The following is a 14,277-nucleotide window of genomic DNA, read 5'->3' as shown; positions in this document are numbered from 1 at the left end:
GTACGGGGGCGCACGCAGGGGGCCGTTTGGGCCGTAATACCCTCGGCTCATGCTTGACGCCCTGACGGTCGCGGTCTCCGTGACCGCGCTCGCCCTCGCCGCCTGGTGCGGTTTCGCCGCCTACCGGGACCAGCCGACCAAGGACTGGCACTTCATCGGAATGGCCGTGGTGTCGCTGCTGGCGCTGGCCCAGCTGGTGGTGGGGATCGTGCAGCTTGCCCGGGGCGAGCGGCCGGACCAGGGCATGACGATCTTCATCTGTTATCTGATCGGGGCGTTCGCCGCCGTGCCCGCGGCAGGTTTCCTGTCGCTGACCGAGCGGACCCGATGGGGTTCGGTGACGGTGGCGGCAGGCGCGGTCGTGCTGGCCGTTCTGCAAGTACGGCTCTACGACATCTGGGGAAGCTGACCGTGACCGAGACCGACACCACATCCGGTTCCGCATCCGGGCAGAAGGCCCGGTTCGAGCTGGGGACCGGCCCCGGCCGCGTACTCGTCTGGTTCTACGGGGTGTTCACCGTCGCGGCCGCCTCCCGCTCGATCGTCCAGATGATCCTGGACTTCGGCAGGGCGCCGCTCGCCTACGTGCTGTCGGCCGTCGCCGCCCTGGTGTACGGCTTCATCACTTACTCGCTGGTCCGCGGGGGCGAGAAGGCGCGCAGGACGGCGCTGGTGTGCTGCGCCGCCGAGCTCGCGGGCGTCCTTCTCGTCGGTACGTGGACCCTGGTCGAGCCGTCGGCCTTCGCGGACGCCACCGTCTGGTCGTACCTGGGCCGGGACTACCTGTTCATCCCGGTGATCCTGCCGGTCACCGGGATGATCTGGCTGCGTCGCGCCAAGAACGTGTGACGTCCGCGTCGTCGCCGCTCAGGCGCTGGCGACGAAGGCCGGCGCGACGGCGTCCTTCTCCAGCTGGATGAGCCGGACACCGTCCTCACCGGTGGTGCTGCCCACGGGTGCGTAACCCGCCCGCCGGTAGAGCCGCAGGTTGGTCTCGCTGCGGTGCCCGGTGTGCAGCCGGAAGCGGGTGGCCGACTGCTCGTCCGCGAGCGCGGACTCAGCGGCCCGCAGCAGCCGGGCGCCGAGCCCGTGCCCCTGGAGCCGGGGGTGGACGCAGAGCTTGGCTATCTGCCCGATGCCGTCCGGATCGCTGGATCCGCGTACCGCGCCGACGACTTCGTCCCCGAGCCGCGCCACGAACACCAGGTTCGCGGTCAGTTCGTCACGGACCGATTCGAGGGTCTGCACAAGCGGGTCGATCCGGTAGTTCCCGTACAGCTCCGCCTCGCTCTGAAAGCAGAGGTACTGGAGCTTCAAGATCTGTTCGGCGTCCTCTGTCGTCGCCGCCGAGATGATCACACTCATGCCCATGTGTGCATGCCTCCCGCTCACCTGATCCGCCGGTTGCCTAACAGCTCCTATCCCCGCAGTTCAGGAACGACAACCTCCGCAGCGAGCATTCTGCGCAGACATCCAAGGCATCGGGAACGGATCGGACCCAAACTGCCTTGTGACATACCCAACTTCCCTGCGATCTCCCGGTAGGTGGGGTCGCCCGGAGCGAGCATCGCGGTGAGCAGCCCGGCGCACCGACCGGGCAGCCGGCCCACCGCGGCGTGCAGCGCCCTGCGTTCGTCGGCGCCGACCGCCAAACGCTCGGGGCAGCGGGCAGGATCCGCGGTGGGCTCGTCGGCGTACGGACGTTCGCGCCGGGCGGTACGGCGGGCCCGGCGCACCTCCGCCCGTACGGTGTCGCGGACCCAGCGCGCCGGGTCCGCCGGCGGTCGCTGATCCGCGAGCAGCTCCAGCAGCCGCAGCCAGACAGCCTGTTCGAGATCGGCGGGTTCGACGGCCGCGCCCGCCGCCGCGTCGCTCGCCTCGGCCGTCGCCTCGGCACTGACGAGGGGGTACAGGGCGTGGACCACGGCCGTGGGAGCCTGCGCGGCGGCGTCTGCGAGAAGCGTCATACCCCACCCGACGTACACCCGCGGACGGCCCGTTCCCGTCCGCGGGACGCACCACCCGACCGGGGCATGCCCGGCCGGGTGCTGACGTGCGCGGCGGGGTCAGTTCCCGGTGAAGTCGGCCGCGGCGAGCAGAGCCGTGTCCGGGTTGTCGGAGAAGATCCCGTCAATACCTGTCGCGAAGTACGCCTGGAACGCGCCGAATGCGTCGCCGTACGCGTTGGGGTCCGTACCGCGCCGGAAGTCGGCGGGCAGGAAGGTGTTCTCGTTGCGCATGGTGTACGGGTGCAGGATCAGGCCCTGCGCGTGCGCGTCCTTCACCAGGGTGGTCGGCGTGGCGAGCCGGCCCGACGCGTCCTTGGGGATGATCAGGTCCAGGGTGGGGCCGATACCCTGCGCGAAGGACGCCAGCCACGTCAGCCCCGAGGGCTTGACGAGATCGTCGACGGTGCGCGGGTCACCGGTCGCCACGAAGTCCCAGGGCTTCGATCCCGCTCCGGAGAGCAGGACGACACGCGGGGTGGCGACGAGCTTCGAGAGCCGCTGGATGCTGGTGGGCTCGAAGGACTGGAGGATGAGCGGCGACTGCTTGCGGTGGCGGTCGTAGCGGCGCAGCAGCTTGGCAAGCGGCTCCTCCAGGCCGAGGCCGAGGCCGCGGAAGTAGGTGGGGTGCTTCGTCTCGACGTACAGCCAGACCTGCTTCCCGCGCCTGCGGCCCTCACGGTCGGCCCACTGGAGCACCTCTTCGAAGGTGGGGACCTCCCAGCGGCCGTCATAGAGGGTGTTCTTCTGACGGTTGCCGGGGATGCGCTCCTTGGCGCGGAGCGTCTTCAGCTCGGCGAGGGTGAAGTCCTCGGTGAACCAGCCGGTGAGGGAGACGCCGTCGACGGTCTTCGTCGTCCTGCGGCTCGCGAACTCGGGGTGGGCGGAGACATCGGTGGTGGCGGTTATGTCGTTCTCGTGACGGCAGACAAGGTGGCCGTCCTTGGTGGGCACCAGGTCCTGCTCGATGATGTGCGCACCCATGTCGAGTGCCAGCTGGTACGAGCCGAGGGTGTGCTCGGGGCGGTAGCCGCTGGTGCCGCGGTGCCCGATGACGGTCGGCACCGGAAGGTCCAGCCGGTGACCGTGACCGCCGGACCGACCGTCGACGGACCCGGCCGTGTTCTCGGCGGCGTTCGCCGTACCCGGCAGTCCGAGGGCGGCCGCGCCCAGGACGGCCGCTCCCGCTCCCAGGACGGTCCGCCGACCGGGGTTCGCCTGCGCACGCTCTGTCATGACTGCTCCCTCGCATGTGATGTGTGGCACCGTCGAGCGAGGCCTGATCGTAGGGAACTGCGCCATCCGTGCGGCAGCCCGTGGACGAACATGGCGGAAACACACGTCAACACTGCGTATCCACTCGATGAACCCGATGTGCGATCAGCGAGTACCCGCGAGTATCGTCCTCACCTGCATATACCGTCACGATCCCGCGCCTCGGCCGGCCCTGGCCACTACACCGGAGGAACCGTTGTCCCGACACGCACTCATCAAGGCAGTGCTCGGACCGCTCTTGCGCCTGATGTTCCGCCCCCAGGTGGAAGGCGTGAAGAACATCCCCGGAGACGGTCCGGTGATCCTCGCGGGCAACCATCTGACGTTCATCGACTCGATGATCATGCCGATCTGCTGCGACCGGCCGGTGTTCTACATCGGCAAGGACGAGTACGTGACGGGCAAGGGGCTCAAGGGCCGGCTGATGGCCTGGTTCTTCACCGGCTGCGGCATGATCCCGGTGGACCGGGACGGCGGACGCGGCGGTGTCGCGGCGCTGATGACGGGCCGTCGGGTGCTGGAGCAGGGCAAGGCGTTCGCCATCTACCCGGAGGGCACCCGCTCCCCCGACGGGCGGCTCTACCGGGGCCGTACGGGCATCGCACGGCTGACTCTGATGACGGGTGCGCCCGTGGTGCCGTTCGCGATGATCGGCACGGACAAGCTGCAGCCAGGTGGTGCGGGACTCCCCAGGCCCGGCAAGGTGACGGTCCGGTTCGGTGAGCCGATGGAGTTCTCCCGCTACGAGGGCATGGACCGCGACCGCTACGTGCTGCGGGCGGTGACGGACTCCGTGATGGCCGAGGTGATGCGGCTCTCCGGCCAGGAGTACGTCGACATGTATGCGACGAAAGCCAAGGCCGCCTGATCGGGCGGATCCGCAGGACATCGGAAGGGCCCGTACCCCGCTTGGCGGTACGGGCCCTTCCGTATCTCACGACCACTCGTACGGCCGAAGGCGCGACAGCTCGCGGAGAACTCTACGGATGCTCGATCTCCTCCTCCAGCGCCTGGCCGCGCAGCAGGAACCAGGCGGCGGCCGCCGTCGCGATCAGGACCACCGCGCCGATGCCCGCGGCGATGTGCAACCCGTCGACGAACGAGTCCTGTGCCGCCGAGACCAGTGCGTGCGCCTGCTCCGCCGGGAGGCCGTGGGCCGCTTCGACGGCGCCGCCCAGGGACTCGTGGGCCGCCGCTGCGGCACCGGCCGGGACGCCGTGCGGGGTGACGAAGTCCTGGTAGACGCCGGTGACGATGGAGCCGAGCAGGGCGATGCCGAGGGCGGCGCCGAGTTCGTACGCCGTCTCGGAGACCGCGGACGCGGAGCCCGCGTGCTCCTTCGGGACGCTGGAGAGGATCACGTCCGAGGTCACGGTGAAGGCGAAGCCCGCGCCGATGCCGACGACCAGCAGCAGCAGGCCGATCAGTGGATAGCCGGTCTCCTGGTGGACGAAGGTGACGGCGGCGAGCGCGAGACCGACTGCCGCGAGCCCGGCGGACACCACGAACCGGACCGTGAACCGGCGGGCGGCCTGACCGGCGATCAGACCGCAGGTCACCGCTCCGACGGCGGCCGGCAACTCGGCGAGTCCGGCCTCCAGCGGGCCGCGCCCCTGAACCAGTTGCAGGAACTGGGAGAGGAAGAAGACCAGTCCGGACAGGCCGAGGATGGTCAGCAGATCGGCGAGGACCGCGCCCGAGAAACCCCGGTGGTGGAACAGCCGCATGTCCAGCAGCGGATCCGGCAGCTTGAGCTGCCTGCGTACGAACCACCAGAGTGCGACCGCACCGCCGATCCCCGCGACGGCGACCTCCCAGCTCGCCCCGTGTGCGGCCAGATCCTTGATGGCGTACACGACACCGATCATGCCGACCAGGGAGAGCGCGACACTCATCAGGTCCCAGGGGCCGGGCGCCGGGTTCTTCGACTCGGGGATCATCCGGACGCCGACGACCACGAGGACCGCCATCACCGGCAGGTTGATCAGAAAGACCGACCCCCACCAGAAGTGCTCCAGCAGGAACCCGCCGACGACCGGGCCGACGGCCGCGCCCGCGGAGGCCATGGCACCCCAGATACCGATGGCCAGTGAGCGCTCGCGCGGGTCGTTGAAGAGGTTGCGGATCAGGGCGAGGGTGGACGGCATCAAGGTGGCGCCCGCGACGCCGAGCAGTGCCCGCGCCAGGATCATCATCTCTGGGCTGTTCGCGTACGCGTTGAGCACGGAGACCGCGCCGAACGCCGTGGCGCCGCTCAACAGCAGCTTCTTGCGGCCGATGCGGTCACCGAGGCTGCCCATGGAGACCAGGAGCCCGGCGATGACGAACGAGTAGACGTCGCCGATCCAGAGCAGCTGGGTGCCGGTCGGCTCGAGATCCTCGGTGAGGAACGGCGTCGCAAGGCCCAGGACGGTGGCGTCGATGGCCACCAGCAGCACGGCGAGGACGAGCACGGCCAGCGCGATCCACCGTCCGGGGCGGCGCAGCTCGTCCGAGGTCGCCGCGTACTGTTCGATGCTGGTCATTGCTCCACGCTCCGGCGTGCTCCGCCGAGCAACAGCTCGACGATCATGTACTGGAAGTCCTGTCCGGCTACCCGGCCCGCCTGGACGGCCCAGGCGCCGGTGGAGACGAGCCCGTACAGGGCCTCGGTCAGCCAGGCGGGGGTCAGGTCGATCCGGAACTCGCCGCGCTCCTGGCCGCGCCGGAAGAAGGCGGAGACCCGCGCGTCCAGCCGGTTCCAGCCCTCGTTCACCTCGTCACCCTCGAAGAGCTGGTTCTCGGTGACGAGGAAGGACAGCAGTCCGGCGCTCGGTTCGACAGCCGCGATCAGCCGGCGCAGCGCCTGCTCCGAGGGCCCTTCGCCGAGCGCGGCAGCGTCGAGGGCCGCTTCGAACTCCTGGATCCCCAGGTTCTCCAACGCTCTGACCAGAGCGTCCCGTCCGGCGAAGTGCCGGTGCAAGGTGGCGCGTCCGATGCCCGCGGCCTTGGCGACCTCATCCATGGTGGCGGTCGATTTACGGGTCAGCAGAGCGGCAGCGCTGCGCAGCACCTGCTCACGGTCGACAGTCATGAGACAACCATAACCCAAATGAGACACCATCGTCTCATTCCTGATCCTGGCTCTCCGGTGCGAAGTGCTGGTTGCCGGCACCTATCGGGCGCCGGGGCGGCGTCCGGGCGCCGGAAAGGAGGAGATCCGAGCCGGTCGGGGCACCACGGTCGCGGGCGACCTCGACTCGATGCTTCGGCCGAGGTCTGCCACGTCGATGGTCGTCATGCGAGCGACCCTAGGCTCCCGCAGGACCGTCTCCGGCACGTCGTGACCGGGCGGCTCGGCGATTCACCGGTTCGCGCACCGTCGCGCGTCTGCGCGCCGACTGCTTCATGGCCCGGGTCGTAGGCATCCACCGGACGGGCGGACAGCCAGTCGCCAGTGGCTCGTGAAGAGGGCCGACAGTGCCGTACGAGGCGCGGCGCTTCTCGAGGAGGTCGTCCGTTCACAGCGGACGAGGAAGAGGAAAGAGGAGTACCCACTCCTTTCCACTCTCAACGTATAGCGCATGGGGGGCCTTGCGGCAAGGCCCGGGTCATGCCGCAGAATCGGCGGCCGAAGCCGGAACCGACGGAGTTGGGAGAGTCACGGAGTGCGTGTGTTGTTGTCTACGTATGGGTCGCGCGGGGACGTCGAGCCGTTGGTGGGACTCGCGGTGCAGTTGCGGGCACTCGGCGCGGAGGTGCGGGTGTGCGCGCCGCCGGACGAGGACTTCGCGCAGCGACTGGCCGATGTCGGCGTGCCGATGGTGCCCGTCGGCCAGTCGGCGCGCGCGCTGACGACTGCGTCGCCGCCGCCGTCGTCGGCGAACCTGCCGCGGCGCGCCGCCGAGTTGATCGCCAGTCAGTTCGCCGCGGTCCCCGCGGCGGCCGAGGGATGTGATGTGCTGGTGGCGACCGGCGCGATGCCGGCCGCGGCCGGCGCGCGGTCGGTGGCCGAGAAACTGGGCATCCGCTCCGTGTCCGTGACTTTCCAGCAGCTCACCCTGCCGTCGCCGCACCACCCGCCGCTGGCCTATCCGGGCCGGCCGTTCCCGCCGGACGTGACCGACAACCGGGTGCTGTGGGACCTGGACGTCCAGAACATCAATGCGCTGTTCGGTGAGGCGCTCAACGTCAACCGGGCGTCGATCGGCCTGCCCCCGGTGGGCAACGTCCGCGACTACGTCATCGGCGACCGGCCGTGGCTGGCGACGGACCCGACCCTGGACCCGTGGCAGGAGACACCGGACCTCGACGTCGTGCAGACCGGCGCGTGGATCCTGCCGGACGAACGCCCGCTCCCGGACGACCTGGAAGCGTTCCTCGAGGCCGGCGAACCACCGGTGTACGTGGGCTTCGGCAGCATGCCCATGCGCGCTTCGAAGGACGTCGCCCAGGTGGCCGTCGAGGTCGTCCGCGCGCAGGGCTGCCGCGTACTCGCCTCGCGCGGCTGGGCCGACCTTGCCCTGATCGACGACCATGACGACTGCTTCGTCGTCGGCGAGGTCAACCAGCAGGCACTGTTCGGCCGGGTGGCCGCCGTCGTGCACCACGGCGGCGCGGGCACCACGACCACGGCCGCCCGGGCCGGCGCTCCCCAAGTGGTGGTACCCCAGTTGGCGGACCAGCCGTACTGGGCCGGCCGGGTGGCGGGCCTGGGCATCGGCGCGGCACACGACGGTCCTACCCCGACCACCGAGTCCCTGTCCGCCGCGCTCAGGACGGCCCTGACACCTGAGACCCGCGCCCGAGCGAGGGCCGTGGCCGGCGCGGTCCGCGCCGACGGGGCGACGGTGGCCGCGAAGCTGCTGCTCGACACGATCAGCCGGGAAAGGGCGCCGATGTCCGCGTGAACCACGAGGGATCACCGAGCCAGGACCCGGAGCACGGGAACCTGCACACCCTGACGACCTCGACCGACAACGGCCACGGGTCCGACGCCGGGCGGAGCGTTGCTCGTCACGGCCACCCGGTTCGTCACCCCAGTCCAGACGCCTTGCCGCACGCACATGGTCGCGAGCGACCTCAGATCGGAGCCGATTACGTGAACCCGCTGACCACCAGCGTGTTTGACCTTCCCGACCACCTTTCCCCCAAGGCCGGCCCGACGCTGATCGCCGGTGACGAGCAGCACTTCGCGGCCCTCGCGGAGAGCCTTGAGCAGGCGATCACCGAACTGTCCGACCGCCTCGATGCCGAGCGCAGGGCACCCGGCGGCGTGGGCCGGCAGGCGATGGACCGGGACGCGGAGATCCACCGGCTGACCACTCGTCTGCGCGCACTGCGTCGCTTCGGTCTGGACCTGTGCCTCGGGCACATGGTCAGCGCGGACGACCCCGAACCGGTGTACGTCGGACGACTTGGCCTTACGGACAGCACGGGCCGTCGGCTGCTGCTCGACTGGCGCTCCCCCGCGGCCGAGCCGTTCTTCGGAGCCACCCACGCCAACCCGATGGGTCTGGCAAGCCGCCGCAGGTATCGCTGGACCCGCGGCCGGATCAGCGACTACTGGGACGAGGTCTTCACCTCGGACGGGTTCGCCGGGCACGCCGCGCTCGACGACCAGTCCGCCTTCATCGCCAGCCTGGGCAGCAACAGGTCGGCACGGATGCGAGACGTGCTCGGCACCATCCAGGCCGACCAGGACGCCATCATCCGTGCGGGATCCCGCGGCGCTCTCGTCGTCGACGGCGGCCCGGGTACGGGGAAGACCGTCGTCGCTCTGCACCGTTCCGCCTACCTCCTCTACTCCGACCCTCGCCTCGGTCACCGTCGGGGCGGTGTGCTGTTCGTCGGTCCGCACCGGCCCTACCTGGCCTACGTCGCCGACGTCCTCCCCAGCCTCGGCGAGGAGGGCGTGCAGACCTGCACGCTGCGGGACCTCGTCGCCGAGGGAGCCGCAGCAGCGGTCGAGGCCGACCCGGACGTGGCCGCCCTGAAGTCGTCCGCGAACCTGGTGAAGGCGATCGAGACGACCGTCAGGTTCTATGAGGAGCCGCCTACGAAGGGGATGACGGTCACGACTCACTGGTCCGACATCTGGCTGAGCGCCGACGACTGGGCCGTGGCGTTCGAAGCGGCAGAACCCGGTACTCCGCACAACGAGGCGCGCGAACAGGTCTGGGAGGAGCTGCTCACGATCCTGGTGGACAAGCACGACGGCGACGTCTCGGCCGACCTGCTCCGCAAGTCGCTGCGGCAGAACAGGGAACTGATCACGGCCTTCGACCGCGCGTGGCCGCTGCTCGAAGCGGCTGACCTCGTCGGAGACCTGTGGTCGGTACCCGCCTATCTGCGGATGTGCGCTCCCTGGCTCAGCCCCGACGACGTTCAGAAGCTGCAGCGCGGGGACGCCCAGGCCTGGACGGTGTCCGACCTGCCGCTCCTGGACGCGGCGCGGCAGCGGCTCGGCGATCCGGAGGCGGCGCGGCGCGAGCGTCGGCACAAGGCCATCCTCGCCGCCCAGCGCGAGCGCATGACCCAGGTCGTCGACAGCCTGATCGAGGCCGTGTCCAACTCCGGCGCCGACGGTGACGAGGGCGAAGGCCTGGTGACGATGCTGCGCGGCGAAGACGCCCAGGTCAGCCTGGTCGACGAGTCCGAACTGACCAACGTCGACCCGGACCTGCTCGCCGGCCCGTTCGCGCACATCGTCGTGGACGAGGCTCAGGAACTCACCGACGCGGAGTGGCAGATGCTGCTGGTCCGGTGCCCGTCCCGGAGCTTCACCATCGTCGGGGACCGCGCCCAGGCCAGGCACGGGTTCACGGAGTCGTGGCAGGAACGGCTCGAGCGGATCGGGCTCGACCGGATCAACCTGGCCTCCCTGAGCATCAACTACCGGACGCCGGAAGAAGTCATGGCGGAAGCCGAGCCGGTCATCCGGGCCGTGCTCCCGGACGCCAACGTGCCGGCCTCCATCCGCAGCAGCGGCGTCCCCGTCGCACACGGATCCGTTTCGGATCTGAGCTCGATCCTCGACACCTGGCTCGCCGCACATGCCGACGGGATCGCCTGCGTCATCGGCGATCCCACGTTCCGGACGACGTCCCGTGTCCGGTCGCTGACTCCGGAGCTGTCGAAGGGGCTCGAGTTCGACCTGGTCGTCCTCATCGACCCGGAGGAGTTCGGCAACGGCATCGAAGGAGCGGTCGACCGCTATGTCGCGATGACTCGAGCGACCCAGCAACTCGTCATCCTCACGAGCTCCTGACGTCGGCCGGGCGGCCGTTCGCCGGGGTCGGCGACGAGATCGGCGAGCGGGACCGGGAGTGGGTCGCCGGGCACGGACCGGGCGAGGCGCTGCGCCGGATCGACCCGAGGACCGGCCTCGAGCAGGCGGACTTCGACGCGCCGGCACAGTGGGTGCGGACCGGGGCGGGAGCTGCCCCCGGTCCTGCCCGGCCCGCCCCGGTCCGCCCCGCCCTTCCCCGGGCGTCGTCAGTCGCCGAGGACGGTCAGGTCCAGCTCGGGAAGGCGGGCCGGATCGTTGACCACGTACAGCTCGACGACCCTGTCGCGCTCGATCGTGAAGCGCATGACCGAGAACCGCTGCCCGTCGCGGATCGAGATGACTGCCGGGGCCCCGTCGACCAGGGCCGTCCGGGACGACTGCGCGAACGGTGCGAACATGATCGCCTGGCGGGCGACCGAAGCGGCCCCGCGCACCACCGACGGAGCGCCGACGCCGCCGGCGCCGCCGTCGGACCGTGCCACCACGTCCGGGTCGAGCACGGCGACGAGCGCCTCGAAGTCACCGCCCCGGGCGGCCGCCAGGAACGCGTCGACGACCTCACGCTTGCGAGCGAGATCGGGATCCGGCACCCGGTCCACGCCCTGGACGCGGCGACGAGCCCGGCTGGCGAGCTGCCGGGCTGCGGCCGGGCTCCGGTCCACGATGCGACCGATCTCGTCGAACGGCACCGCGAACATGTCGTGGAGCACGAAGGCGAGCCGTTCCGCGGGGTCCAGGGTCTCCAGGACCACCAGCAGCGCCAGCCCCACCGAGTCGGCGACCAGCGCCTGGTGTTCGGGGTCGCTTCCGGACTGCGGGCCGAGGACCGGCTCGGGGGCGTCGGCGCCCGCCGGCTGCGTCTCCAGGGGTTCCTCGCGCCGGGACCGGCGCGAGCGCAGCATGTCCAGGCAGACCCGGCCGACGACCGTCGTCAGCCAGCCGCTCAGGTTCTCGATCTGCCGGTCGTCGGAGCGGCTGAGCCGGATCCAGGCTTCCTGGACGGCGTCGTCCGCCTCGGTAAGCGAGCCGAGCATCCGGTAGGCCACGGCCCTCAGACGGGTCCGGTTCTCCTCGAAGCGTTCCGCCAGAAACTCGTTCTCGTCCACAGGCCCATTCCTCCGTCGTGTTCCGTCACCGCACTGACGAATCGAACGAGAACGATGTGACACACCGAAGTGACGCAGAATCCGGTGATCAAGGAATCGAGGCGCTTCGCCGGTCAGCTCCAGGGCAGCCCGGCGCGGTGGCGCCAGTACGCCTCGGGCTCCTCCACCAGCGCGTCCAGCCGGTCCCGCCGCTGCTCGTCGAGGTCGAGGACAGGGGCGTGGAGGTTACTGACGAGCTGGGTGACGGTCGCCGCGCCGGAGAGGACGACGTCGGCCCACGGCTGGTGCAGGATCAGCGCGAGGGCGACCGCGTCGCTGCCGAGGCCCGCCTCGGCAGCGATCTCCTGGACGACGGCGGGAGCGTCCGTTCCGGCGAGCCGGCCGTTGGCCATCGCTTCCTTGACGATCACGGTCAGGCCTGCGTCGTGCGCCTCGGCGAGCGCCTGTCCGGCCGACGTCTCCAGGGCGTTGTAGGTGGCCTGCACCGTACGGAAGAGGGGTTCGCCGTCGACGGTGACGGCGAGGGCGGCGCGGATGGCGTCCGCCTGGCCGGGGCCGCTGGTGGACAGGCCGACGGTGACCCCGTCCGCGGCGAGGGCTGCGAGCCGCTCGTGCAGTTCCTTGTCGGTGAGGGCCGGACTGTCGGCTGTCACGGAGTGGATCTGGTAGAGGTCGAGCCGGTCGCCCAGCAGCGCCGCGGTCTCGGCACGCTGACGTTCGAAGGTGGCGAGGCTGTGGTCCTTGACCTCGTGCGCCTCGGCGTCGACGCTCCAGCCGGCGGTGTAGGTGTAGCCCCATTTGCTGCCGATGACGACGTCACGCACGTCCGGGCGAGTGGTCAGCCAGTCGCCGAGGAACTCCTCGGCACGGCCGTAGGAGCGAGCCACGTCGAAGTAGCGGACGCCCTGCGCATAGGCGGCGTCGAGAAGCTCATGGGTGTGCTCGCGCAGTGCCTCGACGCTGCGGGTCCCGGGCAGGTCCCGGTCGCGATGGAGATTGATGTAGCCGGGCCTGCCGACCGCGGCCAGGCCGAGCCCGATATGGGCGGTCGGGGTCGTCGCTGAGGCCAGGCGGGCGAAGGGCATCGCGGGCTCCTCGTGGGTCGGGTCCGTAACTCCGTCCCGACCAACGTAGCCCGCGATGCCGTTCCCGTGACCTACTGACGGGCGGTGGCCCACGCGTGCTGTGCCGCCAGGTCGTTCTTGACCTCGGCGAGCTGTACGGCGACGGCCGACGGGGCCGTACCGCCGCGTCCGTCACGGGCGGCGAGCGCGCCCGGCACATTGAGGACCGTGCGGACCTCGGGGGTGAGGTGCTCGGAGATCTTCGCGAACTGCTCGTCGGTGAGCTCGTCGAGCTCGATGCCGTGCTGCTCGCACTCCTTGACGCACTCGCCCGCGACCTCGTGCGCGACGCGGAACGGGACGCCCTGCTTGACCAGCCACTCGGCGATGTCGGTGGCGAGCGAGAAACCGGCCGGGGCGAGCTCCTCCATCCGCTCGCGGTTGACGGTGAGCGTGGCCATCATGCCGGTGAAGGCGGGCAGCAGGACCTCGAGCTGGTCGCAGGAGTCGAAGACCGGCTCCTTGTCCTCCTGGAGGTCGCGGTTGTACGCGAGCGGGAGAGCCTTCAGCGTCGCCATCAGGCCCGTCAGATTGCCGATCAGCCGCCCGGACTTGCCGCGGGCGAGCTCGGCGATGTCCGGGTTCTTCTTCTGCGGCATGATCGAGGAGCCGGTGGAGAAGGCGTCGTGCAGGGTGACGAAGGAGAACTCCTTCGTGTTCCAGATGATGACCTCCTCCGCGATCCGGGAGAGGTTGACGCCGATCATCGCGGTGATGAACGCGAACTCGGCGACGAAGTCGCGGGAGGCCGTGCCGTCGATGGAGTTGGCGACCGAACCGTGCTCGAAGCCGAGGTCCGCGGCGACCGCCTCCGGGTCGAGGCCGAGCGAGGAGCCGGCCAGCGCGCCGGAGCCGTACGGGGAAACGGCCGTCCGCTCGTCCCACTGCCGCAGCCGCTCGGCGTCCCGGGACAGGGGCTGCACGTGGGCCAGGACGTGGTGGGCGAAGAGGACGGGCTGGGCGTGCTGGAGGTGCGTCCGGCCCGGCATGGCGACGTCCGGGTGGGCCTCGGCGAGGCCGACCAGCGCCTCCTGGAGCTCGGCGATCAGACCGCCGATGATCCGGGCGTGGTCGCGCAGGTACATCCGGAAGAGCGTGGCGATCTGGTCGTTACGGGACCGGCCGGCGCGCAGCTTGCCGCCGAGGTCGGGGCCGAGTCGCTCCAGCAGGCCGCGCTCCAGCGCGGTGTGGACGTCCTCATCGGCGATGGTGCCGGTGAACGACCCGTCGGCGACATCGGCTTCGAGCTGGTCGAGACCGGCGATCATGCGGGTCAGCTCGTCATCGGTGAGCAGGCCCGCCTTGTTGAGGACGCGAGCGTGGGCGCGGGAGCCGGCGATGTCGTACGGCGCGAGCCGCCAGTCGAAGTGGACGGAGGCGGACAGCTTCGCCAGCGCCTCGGCCGGACCGTCGGCGAAGCGGGCGCCCCAGAGGCGTACGTCGCTGTTGCCGTTGCCATTGCTCACTGCGTGCTCCTCAAGAGACAAGAGGGTGGA

At 70.3% G+C, this 14,277-nt stretch carries 13 protein-coding genes; 5 read left to right on the top strand and 8 right to left on the bottom strand.

The genetic code is table 11. The features are described 5' to 3' along the window. Positions 1–49 precede the first annotated feature (49 nt). Positions 50–409 carry a hypothetical protein gene (locus OHB49_RS33785; protein WP_030968639.1) on the top strand — a complete coding sequence of 120 codons (360 nt, stop codon included), beginning with the start codon at positions 50–52 and terminating at the stop codon, positions 407–409. A 2-nt stretch (positions 410–411) separates the two neighbouring features. Next, a complete protein-coding gene (locus OHB49_RS33780; RefSeq protein ID WP_030968637.1) occupies positions 412–849 on the top strand; it encodes a hypothetical protein in 438 nt (145 codons plus the stop codon). Between the two features lie 18 nt (positions 850–867). Here OHB49_RS33780 and OHB49_RS33775 read toward each other — a convergent pair whose 3' ends face one another. From OHB49_RS33775 to OHB49_RS33765, 3 genes are all read right to left on the bottom strand, one after another. Beyond that, positions 868–1,371, bottom strand: coding sequence for a GNAT family N-acetyltransferase (locus tag OHB49_RS33775; protein WP_329164732.1), 504 nt, complete (start codon positions 1,369–1,371; stop codon positions 868–870). Positions 1,372–1,418: 47 nt separating this feature from the next. Then, positions 1,419–1,967, bottom strand: coding sequence for a sigma-70 family RNA polymerase sigma factor (locus tag OHB49_RS33770; protein WP_329164731.1), 549 nt, complete (start codon positions 1,965–1,967; stop codon positions 1,419–1,421). Positions 1,968–2,066: 99 nt separating this feature from the next. Further along, positions 2,067–3,242 carry a glycerophosphodiester phosphodiesterase gene (locus OHB49_RS33765; RefSeq protein ID WP_030968631.1) on the bottom strand — a complete coding sequence of 392 codons (1,176 nt, stop codon included), beginning with the start codon at positions 3,240–3,242 and terminating at the stop codon, positions 2,067–2,069. Positions 3,243–3,477: 235 nt separating this feature from the next. On the opposite strand from OHB49_RS33765, the gene OHB49_RS33760 reads away from it, so the two are divergent. Further along, on the top strand, positions 3,478–4,149 hold the full coding sequence (locus tag OHB49_RS33760) for a lysophospholipid acyltransferase family protein (RefSeq protein ID WP_329164730.1): 672 nt from the start codon (positions 3,478–3,480) through the stop codon (positions 4,147–4,149). A gap of 112 nt (positions 4,150–4,261) precedes the next feature. Here OHB49_RS33760 and OHB49_RS33755 read toward each other — a convergent pair whose 3' ends face one another. Next, entirely contained in the window at positions 4,262–5,806 is a 1,545-nt protein-coding gene (locus tag OHB49_RS33755) for an MFS transporter (RefSeq protein ID WP_030968628.1), read from the bottom strand. Then, on the bottom strand, positions 5,803–6,354 hold the full coding sequence (locus OHB49_RS33750) for a TetR/AcrR family transcriptional regulator (RefSeq protein WP_329164729.1): 552 nt from the start codon (positions 6,352–6,354) through the stop codon (positions 5,803–5,805). The genes OHB49_RS33755 and OHB49_RS33750 overlap by 4 nt, the downstream gene beginning before the upstream one ends. 574 nt (positions 6,355–6,928) lie before the next feature. Here OHB49_RS33750 and OHB49_RS33745 point away from each other — a divergent pair. Continuing rightward, positions 6,929–8,170, top strand: a complete 1,242-nt coding sequence (locus tag OHB49_RS33745) for a glycosyltransferase (protein ID WP_329164727.1) — start codon at positions 6,929–6,931, stop codon at positions 8,168–8,170. Between the two features lie 191 nt (positions 8,171–8,361). Next, positions 8,362–10,530 (top strand): RNA polymerase recycling motor ATPase HelR, encoded by a 2,169-nt coding sequence (gene helR, locus OHB49_RS33740; RefSeq protein WP_329164726.1) that lies wholly within the window; start codon positions 8,362–8,364, stop codon positions 10,528–10,530. A gap of 227 nt (positions 10,531–10,757) precedes the next feature. Here the strand turns inward: helR and sigJ are convergent, their stop codons facing one another. From sigJ to argH, 3 genes are all read right to left on the bottom strand, one after another. Beyond that, positions 10,758–11,657: an RNA polymerase sigma factor SigJ gene (gene sigJ, locus OHB49_RS33735; protein WP_329164725.1), complete on the bottom strand. Its 900-nt coding sequence runs from the start codon at positions 11,655–11,657 to the stop codon at positions 10,758–10,760. A 113-nt stretch (positions 11,658–11,770) separates the two neighbouring features. Then, positions 11,771–12,742: an aldo/keto reductase gene (locus OHB49_RS33730; protein WP_329164724.1), complete on the bottom strand. Its 972-nt coding sequence runs from the start codon at positions 12,740–12,742 to the stop codon at positions 11,771–11,773. Between the two features lie 71 nt (positions 12,743–12,813). After that, the gene (gene argH / locus OHB49_RS33725; RefSeq protein WP_329164722.1) at positions 12,814–14,247 is read right to left on the bottom strand and encodes an argininosuccinate lyase; all 1,434 of its coding nucleotides are present in this window, start codon (positions 14,245–14,247) and stop codon (positions 12,814–12,816) included. Between the last annotated feature and the right edge of the window lie 30 nt (positions 14,248–14,277).

The organism is Streptomyces sp. NBC_01717, assembly GCF_036248255.1.
Taxonomy (GTDB): domain Bacteria; phylum Actinomycetota; class Actinomycetes; order Streptomycetales; family Streptomycetaceae; genus Streptomyces.
Note: the sequence above shows the minus strand (reverse complement) of the source record. Positions and strands in the feature narration are given on the sequence as shown.

What these genes read in the sequence shown, in the direction of transcription:
- OHB49_RS33785 (WP_030968639.1), top strand. Translation starts at nt 50, where the DNA reads ATGCTTGACGCCCTGACGGTCGCGGTCTCCGTGACCGCGCTCGCCCTC.
- OHB49_RS33775 (WP_329164732.1), bottom strand. Translation starts at nt 1,371, where the DNA reads ATGGGCATGAGTGTGATCATCTCGGCGGCGACGACAGAGGACGCCGAA.
- OHB49_RS33770 (WP_329164731.1), bottom strand. Translation starts at nt 1,967, where the DNA reads ATGACGCTTCTCGCAGACGCCGCCGCGCAGGCTCCCACGGCCGTGGTC.
- OHB49_RS33765 (WP_030968631.1), bottom strand. Translation starts at nt 3,242, where the DNA reads ATGACAGAGCGTGCGCAGGCGAACCCCGGTCGGCGGACCGTCCTGGGA.
- OHB49_RS33755 (WP_030968628.1), bottom strand. Translation starts at nt 5,806, where the DNA reads ATGACCAGCATCGAACAGTACGCGGCGACCTCGGACGAGCTGCGCCGC.
- OHB49_RS33750 (WP_329164729.1), bottom strand. Translation starts at nt 6,354, where the DNA reads ATGACTGTCGACCGTGAGCAGGTGCTGCGCAGCGCTGCCGCTCTGCTG.
- OHB49_RS33730 (WP_329164724.1), bottom strand. Translation starts at nt 12,742, where the DNA reads ATGCCCTTCGCCCGCCTGGCCTCAGCGACGACCCCGACCGCCCATATC.